The sequence below is a fragment of the Comamonas sp. Z3 genome (assembly GCF_008121565.1).
Classification (GTDB): domain Bacteria; phylum Pseudomonadota; class Gammaproteobacteria; order Burkholderiales; family Burkholderiaceae_C; genus Comamonas; species Comamonas brasiliensis.
Map to the genome: position 1 here is coordinate 363,214 of NZ_VOQU01000008.1, position 25,686 is coordinate 388,899.

At 60.7% G+C, this 25,686-nt stretch carries 22 protein-coding genes and 1 tRNA gene; 20 read left to right on the plus strand and 3 right to left on the minus strand.

All coding sequences use genetic code 11. The features are described 5' to 3' along the window. Positions 1–70: 70 nt before the first annotated feature. Both FSY59_RS23405 and FSY59_RS23410 read left to right on the plus strand, forming a co-directional pair. Positions 71–1,189, plus strand: a complete 1,119-nt coding sequence (locus tag FSY59_RS23405; protein ID WP_255439693.1) for an FAD:protein FMN transferase — start codon at positions 71–73, stop codon at positions 1,187–1,189. Beyond that, a complete protein-coding gene (locus FSY59_RS23410) occupies positions 1,186–2,589 on the plus strand; it encodes a sulfite reductase subunit alpha (protein ID WP_148729777.1) in 1,404 nt (467 codons plus the stop codon). Before FSY59_RS23405 ends, FSY59_RS23410 begins: the two co-directional genes overlap by 4 nt. 157 nt (positions 2,590–2,746) lie before the next feature. On the opposite strand, the gene FSY59_RS23415 is transcribed toward FSY59_RS23410, so the two are convergent. Beyond that, on the minus strand, positions 2,747–3,055 hold the full coding sequence (locus tag FSY59_RS23415; protein ID WP_003053560.1) for an SWIB/MDM2 domain-containing protein: 309 nt from the start codon (positions 3,053–3,055) through the stop codon (positions 2,747–2,749). Between FSY59_RS23415 and FSY59_RS27440 the strand changes: the two genes are divergently transcribed. After that, positions 2,973–3,242, plus strand: a complete 270-nt coding sequence (locus tag FSY59_RS27440; RefSeq protein WP_162473290.1) for a hypothetical protein — start codon at positions 2,973–2,975, stop codon at positions 3,240–3,242. The genes FSY59_RS23415 and FSY59_RS27440 overlap by 83 nt on opposite strands. A 91-nt stretch (positions 3,243–3,333) precedes the next feature. Continuing rightward, positions 3,334–3,849, plus strand: coding sequence for a ribonuclease E activity regulator RraA (rraA, locus tag FSY59_RS23420; RefSeq protein WP_003053562.1), 516 nt, complete (start codon positions 3,334–3,336; stop codon positions 3,847–3,849). A 13-nt stretch (positions 3,850–3,862) separates the two neighbouring features. On the opposite strand, the gene FSY59_RS23425 is transcribed toward rraA, so the two are convergent. After that, entirely contained in the window at positions 3,863–4,774 is a 912-nt protein-coding gene (locus FSY59_RS23425) for a DMT family transporter (RefSeq protein ID WP_003053564.1), read from the minus strand. A 508-nt stretch (positions 4,775–5,282) separates the two neighbouring features. On the opposite strand from FSY59_RS23425, the gene aceA reads away from it, so the two are divergent. From aceA to FSY59_RS23475, 10 genes are all read left to right on the plus strand, one after another. Further along, on the plus strand, positions 5,283–6,614 hold the full coding sequence (gene aceA, locus FSY59_RS23430) for an isocitrate lyase (RefSeq protein WP_003053566.1): 1,332 nt from the start codon (positions 5,283–5,285) through the stop codon (positions 6,612–6,614). 322 nt (positions 6,615–6,936) lie between these two features. After that, positions 6,937–8,856, plus strand: a complete 1,920-nt coding sequence (gene thrS / locus FSY59_RS23435; RefSeq protein ID WP_003053568.1) for a threonine--tRNA ligase — start codon at positions 6,937–6,939, stop codon at positions 8,854–8,856. Positions 8,857–8,938: 82 nt separating this feature from the next. Beyond that, positions 8,939–9,571 carry a translation initiation factor IF-3 gene (gene infC / locus FSY59_RS23440; RefSeq protein WP_019044015.1) on the plus strand — a complete coding sequence of 211 codons (633 nt, stop codon included), beginning with the start codon at positions 8,939–8,941 and terminating at the stop codon, positions 9,569–9,571. 192 nt (positions 9,572–9,763) lie between these two features. After that, a complete protein-coding gene (rpmI, locus tag FSY59_RS23445; protein ID WP_003053571.1) occupies positions 9,764–9,967 on the plus strand; it encodes a 50S ribosomal protein L35 in 204 nt (67 codons plus the stop codon). Positions 9,968–9,993: 26 nt separating this feature from the next. Further along, a complete protein-coding gene (gene rplT / locus FSY59_RS23450) occupies positions 9,994–10,353 on the plus strand; it encodes a 50S ribosomal protein L20 (RefSeq protein ID WP_003053572.1) in 360 nt (119 codons plus the stop codon). A 200-nt stretch (positions 10,354–10,553) separates the two neighbouring features. Next, on the plus strand, positions 10,554–11,606 hold the full coding sequence (gene pheS / locus FSY59_RS23455; RefSeq protein WP_003053573.1) for a phenylalanine--tRNA ligase subunit alpha: 1,053 nt from the start codon (positions 10,554–10,556) through the stop codon (positions 11,604–11,606). Between the two features lie 166 nt (positions 11,607–11,772). Further along, on the plus strand, positions 11,773–14,226 hold the full coding sequence (gene pheT, locus FSY59_RS23460) for a phenylalanine--tRNA ligase subunit beta (protein WP_148729778.1): 2,454 nt from the start codon (positions 11,773–11,775) through the stop codon (positions 14,224–14,226). Between the two features lie 28 nt (positions 14,227–14,254). Beyond that, positions 14,255–14,581 (plus strand): integration host factor subunit alpha, encoded by a 327-nt coding sequence (locus FSY59_RS23465; RefSeq protein ID WP_003053575.1) that lies wholly within the window; start codon positions 14,255–14,257, stop codon positions 14,579–14,581. A gap of 241 nt (positions 14,582–14,822) precedes the next feature. Further along, on the plus strand, positions 14,823–15,257 hold the full coding sequence (locus FSY59_RS23470) for a MerR family transcriptional regulator (RefSeq protein ID WP_003053576.1): 435 nt from the start codon (positions 14,823–14,825) through the stop codon (positions 15,255–15,257). A 30-nt stretch (positions 15,258–15,287) separates the two neighbouring features. Then, positions 15,288–15,364 (plus strand) — tRNA-Pro (locus FSY59_RS23475). Positions 15,365–15,386: 22 nt separating this feature from the next. Here FSY59_RS23475 and FSY59_RS23480 read toward each other — a convergent pair. After that, positions 15,387–15,629, minus strand: a complete 243-nt coding sequence (locus tag FSY59_RS23480) for a hypothetical protein (protein ID WP_144244942.1) — start codon at positions 15,627–15,629, stop codon at positions 15,387–15,389. A 549-nt stretch (positions 15,630–16,178) separates the two neighbouring features. Here FSY59_RS23480 and FSY59_RS23485 point away from each other — a divergent pair. The 6 genes from FSY59_RS23485 to FSY59_RS23510 all read left to right on the plus strand — a co-directional run. Further along, a complete protein-coding gene (locus tag FSY59_RS23485; protein ID WP_019044020.1) occupies positions 16,179–17,702 on the plus strand; it encodes a TolC family outer membrane protein in 1,524 nt (507 codons plus the stop codon). Between the two features lie 43 nt (positions 17,703–17,745). Beyond that, complete coding sequence (locus tag FSY59_RS23490; protein ID WP_003053579.1) at positions 17,746–17,982, plus strand: hypothetical protein; 237 nt, start codon at positions 17,746–17,748, stop codon at positions 17,980–17,982. 176 nt (positions 17,983–18,158) lie between these two features. Continuing rightward, positions 18,159–20,297 (plus strand): type I secretion system permease/ATPase, encoded by a 2,139-nt coding sequence (locus tag FSY59_RS23495; protein ID WP_051962311.1) that lies wholly within the window; start codon positions 18,159–18,161, stop codon positions 20,295–20,297. Then, entirely contained in the window at positions 20,294–21,706 is a 1,413-nt protein-coding gene (locus FSY59_RS23500) for an HlyD family type I secretion periplasmic adaptor subunit (protein ID WP_019043538.1), read from the plus strand. Before FSY59_RS23495 ends, FSY59_RS23500 begins: the two co-directional genes overlap by 4 nt. Positions 21,707–21,739: 33 nt before the next feature. Beyond that, a complete protein-coding gene (locus FSY59_RS23505) occupies positions 21,740–22,378 on the plus strand; it encodes a response regulator transcription factor (RefSeq protein ID WP_003053584.1) in 639 nt (212 codons plus the stop codon). Positions 22,379–22,642: 264 nt separating this feature from the next. Further along, positions 22,643–25,686: retention module-containing protein (locus FSY59_RS23510; RefSeq protein ID WP_148729780.1), on the plus strand; the 3,044-nt coding region annotated here is incomplete at its 3' end.

The window sequence follows — 25,686 nt, forward strand, 5'->3', positions numbered from 1 at the left end:
TGGACTGAATACGCGCCCGATCCGGGCGCGTCGTCGTTTTCACTGCTGTTGTGCCCTTGTCCGCATGCCCATGACCACTTCTGTCCGCGTACGCTTCGATGCCAGCCTCTGGCAACTGCCCTCATCCGAGGGGCAGAGCCAGGTGCATGAGCGGACGCCGGCGCCGGACTTCGGCGTGCAGCGCTGGAGGCCGGCAAGCCTGCAGCACCAGCAGGATGGGCGCATTCACCGCCTGTCCGGCCAGACCATGGGCACGCACTGGTCGCTGCGACTGGTCAACCCGGATTACCTGCCCATGGCGCCGGTGCAGGCGCTGTTGCAGCAGGTCTTTGAGGATGTTGTCGCCCAGATGAGCAACTGGGAGACCGATTCGCTGATCACCCGGTTCAATCGTTCAAGACCCGGTGAAATGCATGTGATGCCGGCAGAGTTTGCGCATGTTCTGGAGGCGGCCTTGCACTGGGCCCGATTGTCTGGCGCAGCCATGGATCCCTGCATGGGGGCGCTGGTCTCGCTATGGGGGTTCGGCCCACGTCAGAACCCCTTGCAGCCGCATCACTGGCAAACGCCGCCTGGTGATGAGATCCAGCGCCTGCTGCAGACCAGCGGCTGTCGCCATCTGCACTGGAATGCGCAGACCCGGCAATTGCAGCAGAGCGGTGGCCTGGAGCTGGATTTTTGCGGCATTGCCAAGGGCTTTGCCGTGGACTGGGCGGTGCAGAAGCTGCAGGCAGCAGGCTGGGCTGGGGGCCTGTTCGAAATCGGCGGCGAGCTGCGCAGCTGGGGGCAGAGGCCCGATGGCCGGCCCTGGCAGGTGCAGCTGGGCACGGGCGGCACTACCGAGGCGGAGTCCCTGATCGTGGCCTGCCGCGAGGGCGCTTTTGCCACATCGGGCGACTTCTGGCACCAGTTCACGCATGCCGGCAAGCGCTATTCGCACACGCTGGATCCGCGCACCGGCTGGCCGGTGGCGCATGATCTGGCCAGCGTTACGGTGTTTCATGAGGAGTGCATGCATGCCGATGCCCTGGCCACCGTGCTCACGGTGCTGGGGCCTCAGCAAGGCATGGACTTTGCCCTTCAGCATGGGATTGCAGCCGTGCTGACATCGCATCTTGCATCCGATGGCAATGAGACCCGCAGGCAGGTGATCAAGACACCCGCCTGGATCAACCAATTTGAGGCATGACAGTGGAATGGATTTTGACGCCCGAGCGCATCTATGGCGCCATGGGCCTGGTTGCAGCGTACGCCGGCATGTGCTGGGGTATCGGCTCCAGGGTACGCAGGCAGCGCCTGGTCGACGAAGCCCAGAGCCAGTTATCGCAGGGCGATGCCCAGGCGCCTGCCGTCCTGGTCGCCTATGCCAGTCAGACGGGGCAGGCCGAGGCTCTGGCCCGTGCCACGGCCAAGATGCTGGTCGAAGGCGGGCTTCAGGTGCGCCTGCTGCCCGTGGAGAAGCTGACGACCGAGCTGCTGCAGGAATATGCGCATAGCCTGTGGATGCTGTCCACCACGGGCGAAGGCGATGCGCCCGACCATGCGCTGGGCTTTGTGCAGCAACTCATGGCTGCGCAGCCCATGCTGACCCGGCACCAAAGCCTGGTGCTGGCGCTGGGTGATCGCGAGTATCAGGAGTTCTGTGCTTTTGGTGTGCAGGTGCACGAATGGCTGCAGACCAGCGGCGCGCGCAGCGATCTCGTCTGTGTCGACAATATGGATGGGCCGAGTTTGCAGAGCTGGCAGGCCCAGGTCGGGCAGATAAGGCAGAGCCTGCTGGGCGAGTCTGCATCGGCTCAGGAGCTGGATGCAGACTGGTTGCAGGCACCGGTAAGCGTAGCTTTTGTGCTCAGCCGGCGGCGTTTGCTCAATCCCGGCAGCCAGGGCGGGGCGCTGTATCAGCTGGAATGGACACCGCAGTCTGGCGAGCTGCCGCCGTGGGAGTCGGGCGATCTGGTGTCCCTGTGCGTGCCCGCCGATCCGGAGCGCGCACGAGACTATTCGATCGCCTCGATCACGGCCGACGGCAGTCTGCAGTTGCTGGTGCGCGAGAGCACGCGTGCCGACGGCTCGCCGGGGCTGGCCTCTCACTGGCTGTGCTGCGGCATGGCAGAGGGAGATGTACTGTCGCTGACGCTGCGCGAGCACCGTGGCTTCAGGCTCGGTGACAACGCTGGTCGGCCGCTGATCCTGATCGGCAATGGCTCGGGCCTGGCAGGCCTGCTCAGCCACATCAAGGCGCGTGTGCAGCAAGACCGAAATGATCAATGGCTGTTGTTCGGGGAGCGCAGCCCACAGCATGATGCCTTCTGTGCCGAGCAGTTGGCGGCGTGGGTAGAGCAGGGGCGATTGGCGCGGCTGGATCAGGCCTGGTCGCGCAACGGCAAGGACTCGCGCTATGTGCAGGATTTGCTGCGCAGCCATGCCGAGGAAGTCCGGCATTGGGTGGAGCGTGGCGCGGCCATCTATGTCTGCGGCAGCCTCAATGGCATGGGGCAGGGCGTGCATCTGACGCTGCAGGCTATCCTGGGCGAGGCCAAGGTGGCGGAGTTGCTGGGCTCGGGTCGCTACCGGCGCGATGTGTATTGAGCTCCTGAGATACACCACTTTCATTGCCGTGCAGGCATAGGCATGTCGCACGGTGGCTTTGCGGCAGGCCTGACGTTGGGCAGGGCCATCAGCCATCTTCAGAAACACAAAAAGCTGGCTCGTGCCAGCTTTTTTGTGGTCAGCGCAAGCGCAGTGCTTACTTGACGTGCTTGCCGATCAGGCCGGCCATCTCGAACATGGAGACTTGGGGCTTGCCGAAGACTTCCTTGAGCTTGGCGTCGGCGTTGATCATGCGCTTGTTGGCGGCGTCTTGCAGGTTGTTGGCCTTGATGTAGACCCACAGCTTGCTGATGATTTCGGTACGGGGCAGGGGGTCCTTGCCAACCACTGCAGCCAGAGCAGCGCTGGGTGTCAGGGGTTTCATGAAGGCAGCGTTGGGAGTGCGCTTCTTAGCGGCGGGAGCTGCTGCCGGTGCTGCAGCGGGTGCCTTCTTTGCAGTTGCCATTTTGCTTATTCCTAATTGGGTAGTGGACTTATCACCAGCGAAATACAGCTGCAATCCACTGGCTGAGTCTGATGCTAATGGCAAAAAATCTCTCTTCCAAGCTCGTCAGCTGTTTTTTTGCCTCGATTTGTTGATCTCGGGCCTTTTAGCGCCTGTTTTCATGGGTTTTTCCTCGATAGTGTTGTGAAAAAGTTGCTCTCCGTGGGTGCTCGCTTGTGCTTGTGCTAGTGCCCGCGCTGGAGGCAAGATGGGCGAAACCTGACCCTGTGGAGATTTTCATGAGCGATTCCCCGGCTTCTCTGCCCTTCAGCACCTGCGATCTTTGCGATGCGCATATCAGCGACGACAGCAGCGATTTCCGCGTCCTGCCACCCGTGTTCCACAGCTATGGGGCGAATGTCGGCTTCATGGGCGAGGTCAGCACCGTGCAATGCCTTGACGACAACAGCCTGGTACGGGCGGCGCTGGCCGAGCCCGGTGACGGCCGCGTGCTGGTGGTCGATGGCGGCGGTTCGCTGCGTCGTGCCCTGGTGGGCGGCAATGTGGCTGCATCGGCGGCCCAGAACGGCTGGGCCGGGGTGCTGGTCTACGGTTGCGTGCGCGACCTGGCCGAGTTGAAAGCCGCCTCCGTGGGGCTTTATGCACTGGCGCTCAACCCCATGCCCACGGTCAAGCAGGGTCAGGGACTGCGGGATGTCTATGTTCAGATCGCGGGCCTGTGGATTCGTCCGGGCGACTGGCTATATGCCGATGCCGACGGCATTGTGCTCAGCCGCCGCAACCTGCTTGCCTGATGGGCTGTGCAGCCTAGCGCCTGATCTGCAGCGGGCGGGGCCAGGTGGCAATCACCACGCTGCTCAGGGCGATACCGAAGGCCAGCAGCTGCACGGTGCTGATGCGCTCCCCAAGGGCCAGCATGCCCACCAGCGCCGCGCTGACAGGCAGCAGCACGGTAAAAATGCCGGCCTGCGATGCGGGCACGGCGCGCAGTCCCGTCATCCACAACCACACCGTCCAGACGCAGGCGGCCAGCGCGTAGAACAGCAGCAGGCCCCATGCAGGCGCAGAGACCTGGGAAAAATCAAACTGCCAGGCCAGATAGAGCCCGGCCGGGGCGGAGAGCGCAAAGCCCCAGAGATTGATCAGAGCGGTAATGCGCTTGGGGCTTACGCTGGCGGTGAGTTTTTTGCCGATCACGGCATATGCGGCTTCGCAGAGCACGGCGGCAATCAACAGCAACTGGCCCAGGCCTTGCTGAGTGGCGGGGGCAACGTTGCTGCCATCGGTTTTGCTCAAGGCGTTCAGTCCTATTCCGGCCACCGCGAAAACAATCGCTGTCCACGTACGTGCACCCACGGCCTCACGCAGAAAAAGCCAGCTCATGATGGCGACGGCGGCGGGAATCGCGGCCATGGTCACTCCGGCAGTGACGGCGCTGGTCATGGCCACGCCACTGATCATGCAGAGCGTGAACAGGAAATTGCCGAAGAATGATTCAAAGAACAGCAGCCACTTGGTCTGCCGGGTCAGGGCCGCCTCATGTGCGGGGGCCTTGAGCCAGCCGAGCATGGCCACGGCGCCGATGCCAAAGCGCAGCCATGCCAGCAACATGACCGGAAAGATGGCTGCCAGAGGCTTGGACAGGGCCACATAGCTGCCCACCAGAGACATGCTGAGCGCCAGGCAGAGATAGGCAAGTGGGCGGCTGGGCGTGTGCATGAGGTGGCGGGATGAAGGTCAGAGGGAGAAGAAGGTGGCAAGGCAGTGTGGCAGGGCTGTTGCATGCTTTTGGCTCGGACGCAGGGAACTGTTGTTTTTTGGTTCTCGCGCGACTGGCGCCCTGTCTTTGCCGTGTCACCTGTTTTGGTTCAAGTGCGTTGAACCGGGCAATGCGGCTGGCAAATGAGCGCTTCAGTGCATACGGCACGGCTTGTTTCGTGCCGCACCGGAGAGATTCCGGTTCTGATGGCCAGGAATGCGCCAAATTTTCATGAAGCAAGAATTCGATTCCGTATTATGAAAAAACGAAATGCTGCGCTGCCGCAAAATTTCTCGATATGAGAAATGTGTTTTCTTATTGTGAAAAATAAAAATAAGATGTTGATTTTGTTGAAATAAATTTCAGTCTTTTATAAGACATAAGACTCTGAGAAAAAGCGTTGCAGACATAAAGTAAATCCCAAGGACGAACACCAACCCATCTTGTTTAACCGCTAAGGAGTGCACCATGCCCCAATCCCTGACCCAGCAACTGAGCCGTGAACAGCAAATCGCAGCCCTCGAAAAAGACTGGGCACAGAACCCACGCTGGAAGAGCGTCAAGCGCGGCTACAGCGCCGCCGATGTGGTGCGTCTGCGTGGCAGCCTGCAGCCCGAGTACACCCTGGCCCAGCGCGGAGCCGAAGTGCTGTGGGACAAGATCAACGGCAGCTCGAAGAAGGGCTATGTGAACGCCTTCGGTGCCATCTCTGCGGGCCAGGCCATGCAGCAGGCCAAGGCCGGTCTGGAAGCTGTGTACCTGTCGGGCTGGCAAGTGGCTGCCGACGGCAACACCTCGGAGACCATGTATCCCGACCAGTCTCTGTACGCCTACGATTCCGTGCCCACCATGGTGCGCCGCATCAACAACACCTTCAAGCGTGCCGACGAAATCCAGTGGGGCAAGGGCATCAACCCCGGCGACAAGGAGTTCATCGACTACTTCCTGCCCATCGTGGCTGATGCGGAAGCCGGTTTTGGCGGCGTGCTCAACGCGTTCGAGCTGATGAAGAACATGATTCAGGCGGGCGCTGCCGGTGTGCACTTTGAAGACCAGCTGGCTGCGGTCAAGAAGTGTGGTCATATGGGCGGCAAGGTGCTGGTGCCCACCCGTGAAGCGGTCGAGAAGCTGATCGCGGCTCGCTTTGCCGCCGACGTGATGGGCGTGCCCACCATCGTGCTGGCCCGTACCGATGCCGAAGCGGCCAATCTGATCACCAGCAACCACGACGAGAACGACATTCCGTTCCTGACCGGCGAGCGTACGCAAGAAGGCTTCTACCGCGTCAAGAACGGCCTGGAGCAATCCATCAGCCGTGGCGTGGCCTACGCTCCCTACGCGGATCTGGTGTGGTGCGAAACCGGTGTGCCCGATATCGGCTTTGCCCGCGAATTCGCCCAGGCCGTGCATGCCGCCTGCCCAGGCAAGCTGCTGAGCTACAACTGCTCGCCTTCGTTCAACTGGAAGAAGAACCTCAACGACAGCCAGATCGCCTCCTTCCAGGAAGACCTGTCCGCGCTCGGCTACAAGTTCCAGTTCATCACGCTGGCTGGCATCCACAGCAACTGGTACAACACCTTCAAGTTCGCCCACGAGTACGCTCGCGGCGAGGGCATGAAGCACTACGTGGAAATGATCCAGGAGCCCGAATTCGCGGCTCGTGACAAGGGCTACACCTTTGTCTCGCACCAGCAGGAAGTGGGCGCAGGTTACTTCGACGACGTGACCACCGTGATCCAGGGCGGCTCTTCCAGCGTCAAGGCGCTGACCGGTTCCACCGAGGAAGAGCAGTTCCATTGAGCCACGATGAATCGTGATTCTGTCTAGGTAAAAAAAGGGGTTATGCGCCCGGGGCGAAAGTCTCGGGCGCTTTTTTGATTGCCGGGTTAAAATGCCACGACTTCAATTCACAAGGGCGAGAAAGGCATCAACGGTTATGACACCGCGAACTACATCGGAGATGTATTTCAGCTGCTGATGGCAGCTGGCGGTTCGCGCCTGCCCGAGATTTCTCGACATCCTCATCAAAGCGCGGACTGGTTCCGCGCTTTTTGCTTTCAGGCGATTCCAAAGCTCTGGCGCTGGCTTTCCCCCACACAAATTTGGTTTGACAAGGAATTTCATGATCAACATCACGCTCCCCGATGGCTCCAAGCGCGAATATCCAGGTCCGGTTTCGGTCGCTGAAGTCGCTGCGTCGATCGGCTCCGGCCTGGCCAAGGCCGCACTGGCCGGCAAGATCAACGGCAAGGTCGTGGACACCAGCTTTGTGATCGAGCAGGATTCGCCGCTGTCCATCATCACCGCCAAGGATGCCGATGGTCTGGAAGTGATTCGTCACTCCACCGCTCACTTGCTGGCGTATGCTGTCAAGGAGCTGTTTCCCGATGCCCAGGTCACCATCGGCCCCGTGATCGAGAACGGTTTCTACTACGACTTCTCGTACAAGCGCCCCTTCACTCCCGAAGATCTGGCTGCCATCGAAAAGAAGATGACCGAGCTGGCCAACAAGGACGAGCAGGTGGTGCGCCGCGTGCTGCCTCGCGACGAGGCCGTGCAGTACTTCAAGGGTCTCGGCGAAGCCTACAAGGCCGAGATCATTGCCTCCATTCCCAGCAACGAGGACGTGAGCCTTTACCGCGAAGGCGCTTTCGAGGATCTGTGCCGCGGCCCTCACGTGCCCAGCACCGGCAAGCTCAAGCACTTCAAGTTGATGAAGGTGGCCGGTGCCTACTGGCGTGGCGACCACCGCAACGAGATGCTGCAGCGCATCTACGGTACCGCTTGGGCGACCAAAGACGAGCTTAAGGACTATCTGTTCAGGCTGGAAGAAGCCGAAAAGCGCGATCACCGCAAGCTGGGGCGCGAGCTGGATCTGTTCCACATCGATGAGCATTCGCCCGGCACCGTGTTCTGGCACCCCAAGGGCTGGGCGGTCTGGCAGCAGGTCGAGCAGTACATGCGCCGCGTCTATCAGGACAACGGCTACCAGGAAGTCAAGGCTCCGCAGATTCTGGACAAGGGCCTGTGGGAGAAGACCGGCCACTGGGACAAGTATCGCGAAAACATGTTCACCACCGATTCGGAAAAGCGTGAATATGCCCTGAAGCCCATGAACTGCCCGGGCCACATCATCATCTTCAAGCAAGGCATCAAGAGCTATCGCGATCTGCCGCTGCGCTTTGGCGAGTTCGGCAACTGCCATCGCAACGAGCCCACCGGTTCGCTGCACGGCATCATGCGCGTGCGTGCCTTCACCCAGGACGATGGTCACATCTTCTGTACCGAAGACCAGATCCAGGCTGAGGTGACGGCTTTCACTTCGCTGCTGCAGAAGGTGTATGCCGACTTCGGCTTCACCAATATCCTGTATCGCCTGTCTACCCGTCCCGAGAAGCGCATCGGCACCGATGAAGCCTGGGACAAGGCGGAGAACGCGCTGGCCGAAGGTCTGCGCGCATCGGGTTGCGAGTTCGAGTATCTGCCTGGCGAGGGCGCTTTCTACGGCCCGAAGATCGAGTACACCCTGAAGGATGCGCTGGGCCGCGAATGGCAGTGCGGCACCATCCAGGTGGACCCGAACATGCCCGAGCGTCTTGATGCGGAATTCGTGGGCGAGGATGGCGAGCGCCATCGTCCCATCATGCTGCACCGCGCGATTCTGGGTTCGCTCGAGCGTTTCATCGGCATTTTGGTCGAGCATCACTCGGGCGCGCTGCCTGCCTGGCTGGCTCCCGTGCAGGCTGCCGTACTCAATATTACGGACGCTCAGGCCGACTATGCGCAGGAAGTTGCGCAGAAGCTGCAAAAAGCATTGCCGAATCAAAGCCTTAGGGTAGTGACAGATCTGCGCAATGAAAAGATTACGTATAAAATACGCGAGCATTCCATGCAGAAGCTGCCCTACATCCTTGTCGCGGGCGACAAGGAGAAGGCCGCTGGTGCGGTTGCAGTGCGCGCCCGGGGTAACAAAGACCTCGGAGTGATGTCGGTTGATGCATTCATTGAATTGCTCGCCAAGGACGTCACGGCCAAGGCCTGAAGCAGATTAATTTTTGTGGCGGGTCGGTCAGCGTGCAAGGCACGCTAGCCGGCTACGCTGTTGTAGCCATTTCAATCCAAGGGTGAAAACCATAGCTACTGAATTTCGCGATCGGCGCCACCGTGAAGAGCGCAAGCATCGACTGAACCGAGAAATCATGGCGCCTGAAGTGCGTCTGTCTGGTCCTGAGAACGAGCCTCTGGGCATCGTGCCGCTGCAAGAAGCGCTGCGCATGGCCGGCGAGCTGGATGTCGACCTGGTGGAAATCGCGGCCAACGCATCTCCTCCGGTCTGCCGTTTGATGGATTACGGCAAGTTCAAGTACCAGGAACAGAAGAAGGCTGCCGAAGCCAAGGCCAAGCAGACCGTCATCGAAATCAAGGAAGTGAAGTTCCGCCCTGGTACGGATGATGGTGACTACAACATCAAGCTGCGCAATATCCGCCGTTTTCTGGCGGAAGGCGACAAGTGCAAGATCACGCTGCGTTTCCGCGGCCGTGAAATCACGCACCAGCAGCTGGGTCTGAATCTGCTCAACCGTCTGCGTGACGATCTGGCCGATTCCATCCAGGTGGAGCAGTTCCCCAAGCTGGAAGGCCGTCAGATGATCATGATGGTTGCGCCGGCTCGTGCAGGTGGCAAGAAGCCCGCTGGTGGTGCAAAACCACAAGGCGATGGTGTCGCTGCTGCACCTGAGGCTGCAGATAAGGCATAATTGCGGTTTTGCCTTTCGGGCAAGAGTGGGCTTGGCCCACTTTTGTTTTGTGCGGCAGACAAAGAATTTGCAGGCTTGCCTGCAAGAGTCAGCCCGGCCTGGCCGGACTGACAAACAAGTGCCTCGGAGGCCAGCGAAGTGTGTGCGGGTTGCACACCGCCTTGCGAGCACAAATTCAATAGGAGCATTCACATGCCCAAAATGAAGACCAAGAGCAGCGCGAAGAAGCGTTTTCGCGTTCGTCCCGGTGGTACCGTCAAGCGCGGTCAAGCCTTCAAGCGTCACATCTTGACCAAGAAGACCACGAAGAACAAGCGTCACCTGCGTGGCATTGTCAACGTGCATTCCGGCGATATGGGCTCCATCGCAAAGATGTTGCCTTCCGCAGGCCTGTAATTCACTGACGAACTAGGAGAAAACACATGCCTCGCGTCAAACGTGGTGTAACGGCTCGCGCCCGTCACAAAAAAGTTCTGAATCTGGCCAAGGGTTTCCGCGGTCGCCGTGGTAACGTCTTCCGCGTTGCCAAGCAAGCGGTCATGAAGGCTGGTCAATATGCCTACCGTGACCGTCGTACCAAGAAGCGCGTGTTCCGTCAGCTGTGGATCGCTCGTATCAACGCTGCTGCACGTGAACTGGGTCTGACTTACAGCCAATTCGCCAACGGCCTGAAGAAGGCTGCCATCGAAATCGACCGCAAGATGCTGGCCGATATCGCCGTGCACGACAAGGCTGCTTTTGCAGCTATCGTCGACCAAGTCAAGGCCAAGCTGGCTGCCTGAGGTCACGATCGGTAGTTACTCTTGTAGGACTTTTGCAGACAAGAATCCTCAAAGGCATTTGCCGATGGGCGAGCATCTTGCTTGAACTTGATTGCAGAAGTCGTGTCTTGTTCAGTAGCTGCTGATGCACAAACAGCAAGGGCTAGGGCTTGAAAAGGCACTAGCCCTTGTTTATTTTTACAAGTCGATAAAGAGTCGATATGAACGAGTTGGATTCTCTGGTCGAAAGCGCACAGCAACTGTTTGCGCAAGCCCACACCCCCGCTGATCTGGAAAATGCCAAGGCGCAGTTTCTGGGCAAGTCGGGCAAGATGACCGAGCTCATGAAGGGCATGGCGCAGCTTTCCGTCGAAGAGAAAAAGTCGCGCGGCGCTGCCATCAACGTGGCCAAGCAGGCGATCGAAGCGGCTCTGACCGCCCGCCGCAAGGCCTTGGCGGATGCCGAGCTGCAGGCCCATCTGAAAGCCGAGGTGCTGGATGTGACTCTGCCTGGTCGCCGTCGTGGCGCGGGAGGGCTGCACCCCGTCTCCATCACCATGGAGCGTATCGAGGGCATCTTCGGCTCCATGGGCTTTGACGTGGCCCAGGGCCCCGAGATCGAATCCGACTGGTTCAACTTCACGGCGCTGAACACGCCCGAAGACCATCCCGCGCGTTCCATGCACGACACCTTCTATGTCGAAGGCGGCACCCAGCATGCGCCCAATCTGCTGCGCACACACACCAGCCCCATGCAGGTGCGTCATGCCGTGCAGCATGTGAAGAATTACCGCAACGCGCTCGACGCCGGCCAGACCATGCCCGAAATCCGCGTGATTGCCCCCGGCCGCACTTACCGTGTGGACTCGGATGCCACCCACTCGCCCATGTTCCACCAGTGCGAAGGCCTGTGGATCGGCGAGAACGTGAGCTTCAAGGACCTGAAGGTGGTGTTCACCGATTTCTGCAAGACCTTCTTCGAGCAGGATGATCTGGTGCTGCGCTTTCGTCCCAGCTTCTTCCCGTTCACCGAGCCTTCGGCCGAAATCGACATCCAGTTCCAGAGCGGCCCGCTGGCCGGTCGCTGGCTGGAGGTCTCGGGCGCCGGCCAGGTGCACCCCAATGTGGTGCGCAACATGGGCCTGGACCCCGAAAAATACATCGGCTTTGCCTTTGGCATGGGCCCCGACCGCCTGACCATGCTGCGTTATGGCGTCAACGACCTGCGCCTGTTCTTCGACGGCGACATCCGTTTCCTGTCGCAGTTTCAGTAATTAAAAAAGTGAGCTGCTAGCGCATGATATGAAACAATTTCAGATAGTTTTGATGCTGAGATTGTTGTGAGCCGAGCGCTAATAGCTCATCTTTTTGAAATACGCATGCCCAGCCAGTTGCAGACCGCCTGCGGTGCGACTGGCATGAACGCCAAAGAGTCTGACTATGCAATTTCCTGAATCCTGGTTGCGCGAATACTGCAACCCCAATCTGACCACCCAGCAACTGGCCGATACCCTGACCATGGCCGGTCTGGAGGTGGAAGAGCTGGATCCTGTGGCGCCTCCCTTCACCGGTATCGTGGTCGGTGAAATCAAGGAAGCCGTGCAGCACCCCGACGCCGACCGCTTGCGCATCTGCCAGGTCGACGTGGGCGGCCCCGAGCTGCTGAACATCGTCTGCGGCGCGCCCAATGCGCGCGTGGGCATCCGCATTCCCTGCGCCACCGTGGGCGCCGAGCTGCCGCCCGGTGCCGATGGCAAGCCCTTCAAGATCAAGATCGGCAAGCTGCGCGGCGTGCAGAGCTTTGGCATGCTGTGTTCGGCCAAGGAGCTGGGCATCGACGAAGACGCCAGCGGCTTGCTGGAGTTTCCCGCCGATGCGCCTCTGGGCCAGAACGTGCGCGAGTACCTGAATCTGGACGACACGCTGTTCACGCTGAAGTTGACGCCCAATCTGGCGCATTGCCTGAGCGTCTACGGCGTGGCGCGCGAGCTGTCGGCGCTGACCGGCACGCCGCTCAAAGCCCTGTCCTTCCCCGCTGCGGCCGTGGCCTTGCAAGACAAGCTGCCGGTCAAGATTGAAGCCACCGACCTGTGCGGCCGCTTCTCGGGCCGCATCGTGCGCAATGTCAACACCCGGGTGAAGACGCCCCAGTGGATGGTGGACCGCCTGGCACGCTGCGGCCAGCGCTCGGTCAGCCCTCTGGTGGACATCTCCAACTACGTGATGTTCGAGCTGGGCCGTCCCAGCCATATCTTCGATCTGGACAAGATCAGCGGCGGCCTGAATGTGCGCTGGGGCAAGGAGGGCGAAACGCTCAAGCTGCTCAATGGCAACACCATCAAGATCGACGATTTCCTCAAGGTCGGCGTGATTGCCGATGACAAGCAGGTCGAGTCGCTGGCCGGCATCATGGGCGGCGACGCCACGGCCGTGTCCGACGACACCAGGAACATCTACATCGAAGCCGCGTTCTGGTTCCCCAAGGCCGTGGCCGGCCGTTCGCGCCACTTCAACTTCTCGACCGACGCCGGTCACCGCTTCGAGCGCGGCGTGGACCCCGAGTTCACCACCGAGCACATCGAGCGCATCACCGCGCTGGTGCTGGAAATCTGCGGCACGCCCGAGACGCAGGTCGGTGCCATGGACGACCAGAAGCCCAATATGCCCGCCTCCAAGGCCGTGCAACTGCGCGTGGCGCGTGCGGCCAAGGTCATCGGCATGGCCGTGACGCAGCAGCAATGCCTGGATGCCTTGAACGGCCTGGGCCTGCCTGCCACCGTGGCTTCGGAAGGCGTGATTTCGGTGACTGCTCCGACCTTCCGCTTCGACATCAATCTGGAAGAAGATCTGATCGAGGAAGTGGCCCGCATGATCGGCTACGAAAACCTGCCGACCACCAAGCCGCTGGCCCCGATCTCGCCCAAGCTGCGCGCCGAGAACGAGCGCAGCCCCTATGCCGTGCGCCACGAGCTGGCGGGCCTGGGCTACCAGGAAACCATCAACTTCAGCTTTGTCGAAGAAAAGTGGGAGCAGGAGCTGGCCGGCAACAGCAACGCCATCAAGCTGCTCAACCCCATTGCCAGCCATCTGAGCGTGATGCGCTCGTCCCTGCTGGGTTCGCTGCTGCAGGTGCTCAAGTTCAACGTGGACCGCAAGGCTCAGCGCGTGCGCGTGTTCGAGCTGGGTCGCGTGTTCTTCAAGGACGAGTCCGTGGCCGACTCCGACACCACCGTCAAGGGCTTTTATCAGCCCATGCGCGTGGCGGGTCTCGCCTACGGCGCAGCCGACCAGCTGCAGTGGGGCAGGGCAGAAGCCAAGGTCGACTTCTATGACGTCAAGGGAGATGTGGAAGCACTGCTGGCTCCGGCCAAGCCGGTGTTCGAGCCCGCCGAGCATCCGGCCATGCACCCCGGCCGCTGCGCGCGCGTGCTGCTGGACGGCAAGGCCATCGGCTTTGTCGGCGAGCTGCATCCCCAGTGGCGCCAGGAATGGGATCTGGCCCAGGCTCCCGTGATGTTCGAGCTCGAGCTCGATGCCGTGCTGGCCCGCCAGGTGCCGGTCTTCAAGCCCGTTGCCAAGCACCAGGCCGTGGAGCGCGACATTGCCGTGGTCGTCAAGGAAGCCGTGACCCACGCCCAGGTGATGGAGGCCGTGCAGCAAGGTGTGCAGGGCGGCATTCTGCGCTCGGCCGTGCTGTTCGACGTCTTCCGTCCCAAGAAGCTCAAGGCTGGCGAGGAAGCGGCGCCGGGCAGCCTGGCCCAGGACGAGAAGAGCCTGGCCGTGCGCCTGACGCTGGGCAGCGACACCGCGTCGCTGACCGATGCGGAAATCGAGGCCGCCATGCAGGGCACCATTGCGGCGCTGGTTGAACGCGTTGCGGCTCGTCTGCGCTGATATGTTCAATCCACAAGGAGATCGACCCATGGAGCTTGCCGTAGAGAGCATCGACAGCCCCGCGCTGACCAAGGCGCAGCTGGCCGATCTGCTGTTTGACGAAATCGGTTTGAACAAGCGCGAAGCCAAGGACATGGTGGATGCGTTTTTCGACCTGATCTCGCAAAAGCTGGTGGAAGGCGAAGATGTCAAGCTTTCGGGCTTCGGCAACTTCCAGATCCGCACCAAGGCACCACGTCCCGGACGCAACCCGCGCACTGGAGAGCTGATTCCCATCGCTGCTCGCCGCGTGGTGACCTTCCATGCCAGCAGCAAGCTCAAGGAGCTGATCCAGGGCGAGAGTTCGGGGTCTTAAGCGACTTGCACACGGCTGATGCACTGTCAAGCGGAGCATCGGTCACTGAAGAGCTGACAGTCTTGCGTCGCGCGCGGTGCAAGGTCCTGTCAGCTCTTCGCGCTATATTGCAAGGACTTGTACAAAGAGGGGAGGCGCAATGGGCTTTGCTATCGGCAAAGCACCGTGCCCGATCCTGATTTGCACAAGCCGTGATGGCCTATCTTTCACTCGTCCCTTCATCGACTGCTTGCAACCAGCCATGGCTTCATCTTTGCCGGCAATTCCTGCCAAGCGCTATTTCACCATCGGTGAAGTGGCGGATCTGTGCGACGTCAAGCCTCATGTGCTGCGTTACTGGGAGCAGGAGTTTGTGCAGCTCAAGCCCATGAAGCGGCGCGGCAACCGCCGCTACTACCAGCACCACGAGGTATTGATGGTGCGCCGCATCCGGGAGCTGCTGTACGAGCAGGGCTTCACCATCAGCGGTGCAAGAAATCGTCTGCGCGAACTGGTGACGGGCCACGGCAGGGCAGTCGAGCCGCAGGCGGCACTGCCTGTGCCGGGCGAGGACCTGGCTCAGAGCCATCTGCTGAGCGCAATGCTGCAACAGGGCCTCGCAGAGCCTGCCGGTGTCATGGGCATGGAAGAGGTCAAAGAAGAGCTTTTGCAGATCAGGGCGCTGCTTTCTCTTTGATGTCGGATTTCTGTGTATAATTGAGGTCTTCGGAATGTAGCGCAGCCTGGTAGCGCACTTGCATGGGGTGCAAGGGGTCGCGAGTTCGAATCCCGCCATTCCGACCAATTAGACAAGGGCTTCTGACTATCAAGTCAGAAGCCCTTTTTCTATTGCCGCAGCGATACGGCGTGAAGCATTTGATGACGGCTTCCCTGTAGGAACGGGTCTGATTTCGTCCGATTGCGTTAACCCCAGCGGGAATAACGAGAGCGGATGCGGTATTGATTCTTGGTTTCTTTGATATAAAGAACGAATGAAAAGAATTGCCAATTCCGGGCAAAAAATTCGAAGTTCGGCTGTTTGAGTGATTTTTGAAACAAATTCTTGCATGCGTTGTGCTAGATTTGCATTCGAATCCAATTGTTTGATGGTGTTGCCAGGAGATCAGCCATCAACGCACGGCTTCGCATGCAAGGTTATGCGTCAAGAACACCGGCCGGAAACCGGAGGCTCCGCCTTGCTATCGTGGAAAGGAAAATCTCCAAATGCGCTGTGTCTAGCCTATCGCCGCTTCACAGCCTGTCCGCGTGATTTGTTTGGCCTGGGGATTGGTGACGCCATCCCTTCAGCACCGCCTTGCGGTCGCTCGTCAGGCAAATGTGATGAGTCTTGTCGATCAGGCAACAAGCTTGGCCTGAACTTCAGTCTCCTGCGCGGCGCTGGCATGACGCCAAAGGTTGTGAGCAAGAGAGTTACAGAGTTCCATTTTGCGAGTTCTGAGGCCGTCTGCTATGCCTTGCCGGGCAGCAGCGAGCCCGTCCACATCAACACCAGCTTCCGCGGGGAGCGACTTGCAGAGGTCGCACCGATTGCTCTCGCTCATTCGTTGGCGGGCCAGACATCGCATTGCCCGGTCGGAGTCAAACAAGAGGGATAACAATGAAATTCAGTCAGATTGCACAAGTGGTTGCCACTTTGGGCGTGGCCTCGTGGGCCATGGGAGGCATGGCCCAGACAACCATGAATGCACAGCAAGCCAACGAGCAAGGTGTCGCACTGCAAAAAGTGGTGGAGCAGGCACTGATGACGCATCCGGAAGTGCAGGCGCGATTTCAGGATTTCACTTCGTCCGCCGAAGGTCAGAACGTGGCCCGGGGCGGCTGGCGTCCACAAGTCACAGCGCAAGGTTGGGTCGGGCGCGAGTGGCGCAGCCATATTCAGGATTCGCCATCGCAGAACTGGAACCGTCCAGGCTGGAATCTGCAGCTGCGTCAGCTGATCTTTGATGGTTTCACCACCAGCAGCAATATCCGTCAGCTGGGCTTTGAGAAGCTTTCAAAGTTCTACGATCTGCGTGCCACCACGGAAAGCCTGGCCAATGATGTGGTCGCGGCCTATCTGGATGTGCAGCGCTACCGTGAAATGGAAAAGCTGGCGCGCGAAAACTTCGGCACCCACCAGGTGACGCTGGGCCAGTTGCGCGAGCGTCAGCAGTCCGGCGTGGGGCGTGGCGTGGACCTGGAGCAGGCCAGCGGTCGTCTGTCGCTGGCACAGACCAATCTGATGACCGAGAGCAACAACCTCAACGATGTGATGCAGCGCTACCGTCGTGTGGTGGGCGAGTATCCGGCGGCCACGCTGGATCCCGTGCCCGAGGTGACTGGCAAGCTGCCGGTATCCGGGGTTGCCAAGGATTTTGGCGATTCGCTGCGCGCGAGCCCGCTGCTGCTGTCGAAACAGGCCCTGGTGCAAGCGGCCGAGGCAGGTCAGAAGGCCGCCAAGGGGGCGCATATGCCCAAGCTGGAGCTGCTGGCATCCACCGGGCGTGACCGTGACCAGAATTCGCCGGCCTACTGGGATGTGCAGAGCTCGCGGGTGCAGCTGATGCTGACCTACAACCTGTATCGCGGCGGCGCGGACGAGGCACGTCTGCGCCAGACGATCGCCCAGGGCTATGCGGCCCAGGACGTGCGCGATTACACCTGCCGCAATCTTCAGCAGGAGCTGTCGATTACCTGGAACACCATGGCCCGTCTGCGTCAGCAAACGCCGTTCCTGCGTGAGCATGTTCTTTCCACTGCCAAGGTGCGCGTGGCGTATCAGCAGCAGTTCAAGATCGGTCAGCGTTCGCTGCTGGACCTGCTGAATACGGAAAACGAGTTGTTCGATGCGCAGCGCGCCCTGGTCAATGCCCAATATGACCTGAAAAAGGCCGAGTACCAGTGGCTGACCTTGTCCAGCCAGATTCTGCCGGTGCTGGGCCTCGCGCAGCCGCATGACGATAGCCGTCCGGAGGAGCAACAGGCACTGACCTTGCCCGATGACTTGCTGCGCAGCTGCAAATCTTCGGTGCCGGACACCAACAATCTGACGCCGGTGCCTGCCAGCATGGAGACCGATCAGGGCGTTCCTGTGCAAGCTCCAGCTCCTGTGTCTGCACCGGCCGCAGCTGTCCGCCAGTGATGGCTGCCGGCGTCTGGCGCATCTTTAGTGGGAGTTGAACAAGATGGATAAAAGCGATTCACCACCTTCAGAGCGGTCTTCCCGGCAGGAACTGTCGGCACTGGATGCGGATTTCATTCGCGTTCTGGAGGACTTGATTGATGCCTTGCTTGCCAATGGAACCTTGCGCTTGACGGATCTTCCGCCGCAGGCGCTGGAGAAGCTGAGCCAACGCAAGCAGGCGCGCCAGCGCATGCGCAATTCGCTGGACTTGATTGATGATGACGAAGAGCTTTTATAGGTTGATTGTTGAAGATGACCAAACCAGACGTTGAACCTACTATGGCATCGGTCAGCGGTACGGATGCGACCCAGAAGCGAGGGCGTGGTGCTTCGCCGGACACGGCGGCGGAGCAGGCCGGCCCGGCTTTTCTGGGGGTGCGCGGCTCAGGGCATGCGCCGGCTGGAGACTGGCGCATGCCTGCCCACGAGACCCATGCCGATCCCTTGCTGGACTGCCTGGTTCAGCTCACCAACCTGCATGGCAAGCCCTATACCGCGCAGGCCCTGAGCAATGGTCTGCCGCTGGTGGACCAGCGTCTGACGCCTTCGTTGCTGGCTCGGGCCGCGGCTCGCGCGCAGTTCAGCACGCGCATCGTGCAGCGCGGTCTTGATGATGTCCCCCAGGGTTTGCTGCCGGCCATTTTGATTCTCCATGGCGGCCGTGCCTGTCTGCTGCTCAGGCCCCAGGAGAGCGGTCGCTTCCTCGTGCAGTACCCGGAGTCGGAGAGTCCGGTCGAGGTCGAGGCCCAGGCTTTGCTGCAGGACTATGCGGGGCTGATGTGCTTTGTGCGTCCCCAGTTCCGTTTCGAGCCGCGCTCCGTGCAGCAAGGCATGGAGCCACGCAGCAGTCACTGGTTCTGGGCCGTGATTCTGGAGAATCGGCGCCTGTATCGCGACGCCCTGCTGGCTGCCGTGCTCATTAATGTCTTTGCGCTGGCCATGCCCTTGTTCAGCATGAATGTGTATGACCGCGTGGTGCCCAACAACGCGGTGGAAACATTGTGGGTGCTGGCGATCGGCATTTCCCTGGTGCTGATCTTCAACTTCGTGCTGACGACGACGCGCGCCTATGTCGTGGATGCGGCGAGCAAGCGTGTGGATGTGCAGCTGTCCGCACAGATCATGGAGCGTGTCCTGGACTTGCGCATGGAAAGCCGGCCTGCATCCGTCGGTTCGTTTGCGGCCAATCTACGCTCGTTTGAGTCGGTTCGGGACTTCATTGCGTCTGCCAGCTTGACGACCCTGGTGGATCTGCCCTTTGTGCTGCTGTTCCTGGTGGCGATTGCCTGGATTTCGCCCTGGATGCTGATCCCTCCCGTGGTCGCGATTGCCGCGATCTTGCTGGTCTCCTTCTGGGCCCAGGCGCGCATGGAGAGTCTGACGCTCAAGACCTTCCAGGCCTCGTCTCAGCGCAACGCGTTGCTCGTGGAGTCGCTGACCAACCTGGAGGCCGTCAAGACGCTCAACGCCCAAGGCGGCGTGCAGCGTCTGTGGGAGAGCTCCACCCAGTACATCGCCTATATGGGCGGCAAGATCAAGTTCATTTCGTCGGGCACGGTGAACTTCGTTCAGACCCTGCAGCAACTGGTCACCGTGGCGGTGGTCATCGTCGGCGTGTACCAGGTGCAGGATTCGGCGCTGTCCATGGGCGGCATCATTGCCGCCTCCATGATTGCGGGGCGCTGCCTGGCGCCTTTCGGTCAGGTCGCAGGGCTGATGATGCAGTTCCACAATGCGCGCACCTCGCTGAATTCCATCGACAACTATATGAAGATGCCGGTCGAGCACGAAGCGGACCGGGAGTTCGTCTCGCGTCCGGATCTGCGTGGCGCCATCGAATTTCGCAATGTCAGCTTCAGCTACCCGGGCAGCGAGCAGGCCAGTCTTTCAGGCGTGAGCTTTTCGGTCCGGCCCGGGGAGCGGGTCGGCATCATCGGGCGTATCGGCTCGGGCAAGACCACGCTGGAAAAGCTGGTTCTGGGTCTGTATCAGCCCACTGAGGGCTCGGTGCTGATCGATGGAGTGGATGCTCGTCAGATAGATCCCGTGGACCTGCGCCGGGCCATCGGACATGTGCCGCAGGATCCTATGCTGTTCTATGGCAGCCTGAAGCACAACCTGCTGGTGGGGGCGCCGTTCGCGGGCGAGTCCGATATGTTGCATGCGGCGCGCATTGCCGGCGTGGATGAGTTCGTGGCGCGCAACCCCAAGGGCTATGACATGCTGGTGGGCGAGCGTGGCGAGTCGCTCTCTGGCGGCCAGCGCCAATCCATTGCGGTCGCCCGTGCCCTGATCAACGACCCGGCCATATTGTTGCTGGATGAGCCCAGCAGCAATCTGGACAATCAAAGCGAAGCCCAGCTCAAGCGGCGGCTGGAAGAGGCTGCCCGGGACAAGACCATTTTGCTGGTCACGCATCGCACGGCCTTGTTGACCCTGGTTGACCGGTTGATCGTGATCGATGGCGGCAAAATCGTTGCCGATGGTGGCAAGGAGCAGGTCATCGAAGCCTTGAAACAAGGACGGATTGGCGGAGTAGGAGGGCGAGCATGAGCGAGTCCAAGGCAGAGAAGAAGCCCTCGCGCTTCAGCAATGCACTCAAGGCGCGCTGGTCGCGGCTGGAGCGATGGCTGCTTGACGGTAGCGAGGTGGTGGGAACGCATCAGCCTGGAGATCTCAAGGCCGATGCGCAGTGGGCGGCAGGGCAGCAGCAGGCGCGCGGCTCTCGTCTGCTGATATGGGTGGCCTTGGTCACCGTGCTGGTTCTGGTGCTCTGGGCCTGTCTGGGCCGCATCGACGAAGTGGTTCGAGGCCAGGGCAAGGTGGTTCCCTCGCGTCAGGTTCAGGTGGTGCAGAGCCTGGATGGCGGCATCGTCAAGGAAATTCTGGTGCATCCCGGCGAACATGTGGAGCAGGGTCAGGTCATCTTGCGTATCGATCCAACGCGCTACAGTTCGTCCTTGGGGGAGAACAAGGCCGAACTGCTGGCATTGAAGGCCAAGGCTGCACGCCTTCAGGCCCTGGCATCGGGTGAGCCCTTCAAGGCTCCGGAGGATGTGCAGGCGCTGGCGCCTCAGCTGGTGGAGATGGAGCGGCGCATGTGGGAGAGCCGCTCCCAGGAGCTCAACACCAATGTCAATATTGCACGCGACCAGTTGCGCCAACGCCAGCAGGAGCTGCGCGAAACCCAGGCCAACCGGGACCAGGCTTCCTCCAGTTGCAGTTTGACGTCCGAAGAGCTTTCGGTGACCCGTCCCTTGCTCAAGAGCGGTGCGGTGTCCGAAGTGGATTTGCTGCGCCTGCAACGGGATGTGGCTCGCTTCTGTGGCGAGGCCAAGGCAGCCGGCGCGCAGATCGGGCGTATTCAGGCGGCGATTCAGGAGGCGGAACGCAAGATCCAGGAGTCCGAGCTGAATATGCGCAACCAGTCCCGCTCCGAGCTCTCGGATACCCAGGCCAAGCTGGGGACTCTGGAGCAAGGCAAGGTGGCACTGGAGGACAGGGTCAAGCTGGCCGAGGTGCGCTCGCCCGTTCGCGGCACGGTCAATACCCTGATGGCCAATACCGTGGGCGGTGTCGTGCAGCCTGGCAAGGACATCCTGGACATCGTGCCGCTGGATGACACCTTGCTGATGGAAGTGCAGGTCAATCCACGCGACATCGGCTTCTTGCATTTCGGTCAGCAGGCAGAGGTGAAGTTCACGGCCTATGACTTTGCCATCTACGGAGGTTTGCAGGGGAAATTGGAGCAGATCGGTGCCAACACCGTGACGGACGAGAAAGGGAATTCCTTCTATGTCGTGAAGGTGCGCACGGACAAGGCTCATGTGGGCGATGACTCGCGCCCCATCATTCCCGGCATGCAGGCGGAAGTGCACATCCTCACGGGCAAGCGCACCTTGATGCAGTATCTGCTCAAGCCGATTCTGCGTGCCAAGTCCAATGCCTTGATCGAACGTTAGTTCATGGATCACCAACAATTAAAAAGGACCTCTATGAATGCCTTGCCTGTATTGATGCTGACCCAGGATGCCACGCTGTGGCAGGAATGGCAGCAGATCGCAGGCCCTCAGTGGATGCCTGCGCGCGGCCAGACTCTGGCCGATTTGCAACGCTGGAAGCAGCAAGGCCGTACCGTGGTGGTGCTGGATGCAGCCCTGCCATCCTTGCCCGAGCCGACGGCTTCACGCTGGAATGAGCTGCTGAAGGATCTTCAGGTTCTGGTTCTCAGCAACCGTCCCAGCGATGAGGAGGGCCGGAACTTGCTGTCCCGTGGAGCATGTGGCTATGCCCACGCGCAATCGAGCTCGGAAGTGCTGTCGAGGATGCTGCAAAGCATGGCTGGTGGCAACATCTGGCTCGGACGTTCTCTGCTGCAGCGCTTGTTGCGCGATGTGGACGCCCGCCTGCCCGAGCAGGAGTCGGACTGGGCTGAACCATTGTCCGCACGCGAGCAGGAGGTTGCCCGCTATGCATCGCTGGGTGACAGCAATGCGGAGATTGCCGAACGCATGTCGATCAGCGAGCGTACCGTGCGTGCCCATCTGTCGGCTGTCTTTGAGAAACTGCAGGTGCAGGATCGATTGATGCTGACGTTGAAGGTTCACGGTATCGGACGCAGGCAACTGGCCTGAACCTGACCTTGGCGCTGCTGATGCAGACCTGATCATCTGCGGTGTTTGCCGCTGGAGTGCCAGTTGCTGAAAAGCCTGAAGCCTGCATATTGCAGGCTTCAGGCTTTTTTGATGTTCGGCAGCAGACACCGAATAAAACCGATCCTGATTGGCTTTGACGCCAATAGTGCGGCGGGGTGTTGGCTTCTACTATGTCAGTTGAATTATTGGACAGGTGCCTTTGTGCACCTTCACTTTTTAATCTGACTGGATAGGCAGACCCTCATGGCAGCTCAAACCGTTCTCGTTACCAAACTCACTGGCCAGGCTTGGATGCGTGGTCCTGATGGCAATCTGACGGTACTCCATGAAGGCATGCGTATCCCCGCCGATGCCGAGATCGTTACGGCGTCCGGCAGCACCGTGCAGCTGCAGGCGGATGGTCAGCCACCGCTGATGGTGGGCGAGAACCAGGATGTGCATCTCACCGCTGACCTGGTTCAGCCGCCTACAGTGGAAGAGGCTGCTGTAGCGAGTCCTGCGAGCACCGAGATCGACCAGATCATTGCGGCCATCAATGCAGGAGGGGACCCATTCGATGAGCTGGATCCCACGGCGGCCACCTTGTCCGGCGGTAGCGAAGGCGGCAGCACTTTTGTGCGTCTTTCCAGCATCATTGAGGCCGTGTCGCCGCTGGCGCTGGAATACGGACGTTCTGCTCCAGTGACTACAGTGCTTCCGCTTTTCAGTGGGGTGGGCGCTTTGCCGGAAGGCACCGATCAAGGGACGCCGACCCAGCCTGCGAGCATTCCCCAGGCCAGTGCGGACTCGGGCGTGACCTTCGAGGATGCCGTATCTGACTTGCAAGGCAATGTTCTGAGCAACGACAAGCTGGGTGAAGGCAGCATCACAGAACATCGTGTGGCTCTGGTTGGCGCAGATCAAGGGCTGTACGGCAAGATCATCCTCAATACCGACGGCAGCTATAGCTATCAGCTCGACAGCGGTTTGAATACTGTGCAGGCATTGGCTGAGGGTGAGTCCCTGGTCGAGACCTTTACCTACACCCTGGTCGATAAAGACGGTGCCAGCTCTACTGCGACATTGACTATCACCATCGTCGGCACCAACGATGCCCCCGTTCTCAGTGGCAACACGGACGGCGCTGTGGTCGAGGACGGTGCTACCACCGCCACCGGCAAGCTCGACGTCAGCGACGTCGACACCACCGACACGCACACCTGGAGCGTGAACAACGGCGGCAAGGGCAGCTACGGCTCCTTCTCCGTAGACGGCTCGGGCAACTGGACCTACAACCTGGACAATGCCAACAAGGACGTGCAGGGCCTGGCCGAAGGTCAGAAGGTCACCGATACCATCACCGTGACCGTCGACGACGGTCACGGCGGCACAGCGACCCAGACCATCATCGTTACCATCACTGGTACCAACGACGGTCCGGTTTCCACTTCCATTTCCGACACTTCGGGCATCGATGCTCAAGCCGGTGTGAGCTATGACGTATCCAGCCATTTCTCGGACCCGGACACCAGCGACAAACTCACCTACACCGCAGCCGGCTTGCCGCCAGGCCTGAGCATCGATCCGAACACCGGCCTAATCACTGGCAGCATCGATCATTCCGCTTCGCAGGGCGGCAACAACGGTGTCTACACGGTCACTGTGACTGCGACCGACCCATCCGGCGCTACGACCTCCCAGAATTTCAACTGGGACGTCACCAACCCGGCCCCCTCTGCCGCCGACGATACAGGTACCACGGACGAGGACACCACGCTCAATGTCGACGCTCAGAACGGCGTCTTGGCCAATGACGTTGACCCGGACGGCGACACCCTGACTGTCTCGCAAGTCAATGGTGCCACCGCCAGCGTAGGCACGCCGACGGCTGGCTCCAACGGCGGTACGTTCATCCTTAATGCCGACGGTTCGTACTCGTTCAACCCCGGCAATGCCTTCCAGTACCTAGCTACCGGCCAGACGGCAACCAGCTCGATCACCTATACCGTCACGGACAGTGAAGGCGGTACCAGCACCGCCACGCTGACCATCACCATCACCGGTCAGACCGATGCGCTTCCGGTCATCACGCCCGAGGACAGCGACGGCGGCGTGAGCACTGCCCACAACAGCGTGGTCGAAGGCACGGGCAATACCGTCACCGGTTCCGTGACGGTCATCGCCGAAGCCGGCATCGCCGGCGTCACCGTTGGCGGCAAGGACATCACCGGCGCCACCGCCACCAGCCCGGTAGTCATCACCACTGACAAGGGCATCCTGACCGTCAGCGGCTACGACGCTGCCACCGGCAAGATCACCTACGCCTACCAGGAGACTGGCGGCGCCGCTGACCACGGTGCTGGTGATGACTCGGTCCGCGACCTATTCCAAGTTTCCGTCAAGGATTTTGCCGGCGAGACTCGCAGCAATGACTTGGTCATCCAGATCACCGACACGGCTCCCGAAGCCAAGCCCGACACGGCCTCCGTCACGGAAGACACCGGGCTGAGCGCCAGCGGCAACGTCATCAGCGGCACCGGCGCCGACAGCCTGGGAGCGGATGCCACCAACGTCGTGGGCGTGGCCAAGGGCACCGTCACTGGCGGCCAGAACGTCAGCGGCAGCGTCAACACCACAGTCAGCGGCGAGTACGGCACGATCGTGCTCAAGGCCGACGGCAGCTACACCTACGAGCTCAACAACAACGACCCACGCGTGAACGCGTTGCTCGATGGCCAAAAGCTCGAGGACACCTTCAGCTACACGATCCGGGACGCCGACGGCGACCTCAGCACCACCACCATCACGGTCACCATCAACGGCCACACCGATGGTGTGCCGGGCGTGACCATCCCTGACGCCAACGGAGCCGCAGCCGGCAACGTCAGCATCGCCGAGAACGCCACCCAGCCGGTCACCGGCGAGCTGAGCGTCTCCGCTCCCGAAGGCCTGGCCAGCGTCCAGATCGGCAACGTCACACTCACCGTGGCCGAGCTGCAAGCGCTGGGCACCACCCCGCGTGTCATCACCGGCACCGAAGGCAAGCTCACGCTGACTGGCTACGACGCCAGCACCGGCAAGATCAGCTATAGCTACCAGCAAGACGGCACGGCCAAGGACCACACCGCTGGCGACGACTCCGTCAAGGACAGCTTCACGGTCACCGTCACCGATGCGGCCAACCAGAGCAAGTCCGACAACCTGGTCGTGCTCATCACCGACACGGCTCCCGAAGCCAAGCCCGACACGGCCTCCGTCACGGAAGACACCGGGCTGAGCGCCAGCGGCAACGTCATCAGCGGCACCGG

Excerpts from the sequence above, each read along its gene's own strand:
- FSY59_RS23405 (WP_255439693.1), top strand. The coding sequence starts at position 71 with ATGACCACTTCTGTCCGCGTACGCTTCGATGCCAGCCTCTGGCAACTG.
- FSY59_RS23410 (WP_148729777.1), top strand. The coding sequence starts at position 1,186 with ATGACAGTGGAATGGATTTTGACGCCCGAGCGCATCTATGGCGCCATG.
- FSY59_RS27440 (WP_162473290.1), top strand. The coding sequence starts at position 2,973 with ATGAAGGCAGCGTTGGGAGTGCGCTTCTTAGCGGCGGGAGCTGCTGCC.
- FSY59_RS23415 (WP_003053560.1), bottom strand. The coding sequence starts at position 3,055 with ATGGCAACTGCAAAGAAGGCACCCGCTGCAGCACCGGCAGCAGCTCCC.
- rraA (WP_003053562.1), top strand. The coding sequence starts at position 3,334 with ATGAGCGATTCCCCGGCTTCTCTGCCCTTCAGCACCTGCGATCTTTGC.
- FSY59_RS23425 (WP_003053564.1), bottom strand. The coding sequence starts at position 4,774 with ATGCACACGCCCAGCCGCCCACTTGCCTATCTCTGCCTGGCGCTCAGC.
- aceA (WP_003053566.1), top strand. The coding sequence starts at position 5,283 with ATGCCCCAATCCCTGACCCAGCAACTGAGCCGTGAACAGCAAATCGCA.
- thrS (WP_003053568.1), top strand. The coding sequence starts at position 6,937 with ATGATCAACATCACGCTCCCCGATGGCTCCAAGCGCGAATATCCAGGT.
- rpmI (WP_003053571.1), top strand. The coding sequence starts at position 9,764 with ATGCCCAAAATGAAGACCAAGAGCAGCGCGAAGAAGCGTTTTCGCGTT.
- rplT (WP_003053572.1), top strand. The coding sequence starts at position 9,994 with ATGCCTCGCGTCAAACGTGGTGTAACGGCTCGCGCCCGTCACAAAAAA.
- pheS (WP_003053573.1), top strand. The coding sequence starts at position 10,554 with ATGAACGAGTTGGATTCTCTGGTCGAAAGCGCACAGCAACTGTTTGCG.
- pheT (WP_148729778.1), top strand. The coding sequence starts at position 11,773 with ATGCAATTTCCTGAATCCTGGTTGCGCGAATACTGCAACCCCAATCTG.
- FSY59_RS23465 (WP_003053575.1), top strand. The coding sequence starts at position 14,255 with ATGGAGCTTGCCGTAGAGAGCATCGACAGCCCCGCGCTGACCAAGGCG.
- FSY59_RS23470 (WP_003053576.1), top strand. The coding sequence starts at position 14,823 with ATGGCTTCATCTTTGCCGGCAATTCCTGCCAAGCGCTATTTCACCATC.
- FSY59_RS23480 (WP_144244942.1), bottom strand. The coding sequence starts at position 15,629 with ATGCAAGAATTTGTTTCAAAAATCACTCAAACAGCCGAACTTCGAATT.
- FSY59_RS23485 (WP_019044020.1), top strand. The coding sequence starts at position 16,179 with ATGAAATTCAGTCAGATTGCACAAGTGGTTGCCACTTTGGGCGTGGCC.
- FSY59_RS23490 (WP_003053579.1), top strand. The coding sequence starts at position 17,746 with ATGGATAAAAGCGATTCACCACCTTCAGAGCGGTCTTCCCGGCAGGAA.
- FSY59_RS23495 (WP_051962311.1), top strand. The coding sequence starts at position 18,159 with ATGCCTGCCCACGAGACCCATGCCGATCCCTTGCTGGACTGCCTGGTT.
- FSY59_RS23500 (WP_019043538.1), top strand. The coding sequence starts at position 20,294 with ATGAGCGAGTCCAAGGCAGAGAAGAAGCCCTCGCGCTTCAGCAATGCA.
- FSY59_RS23505 (WP_003053584.1), top strand. The coding sequence starts at position 21,740 with ATGAATGCCTTGCCTGTATTGATGCTGACCCAGGATGCCACGCTGTGG.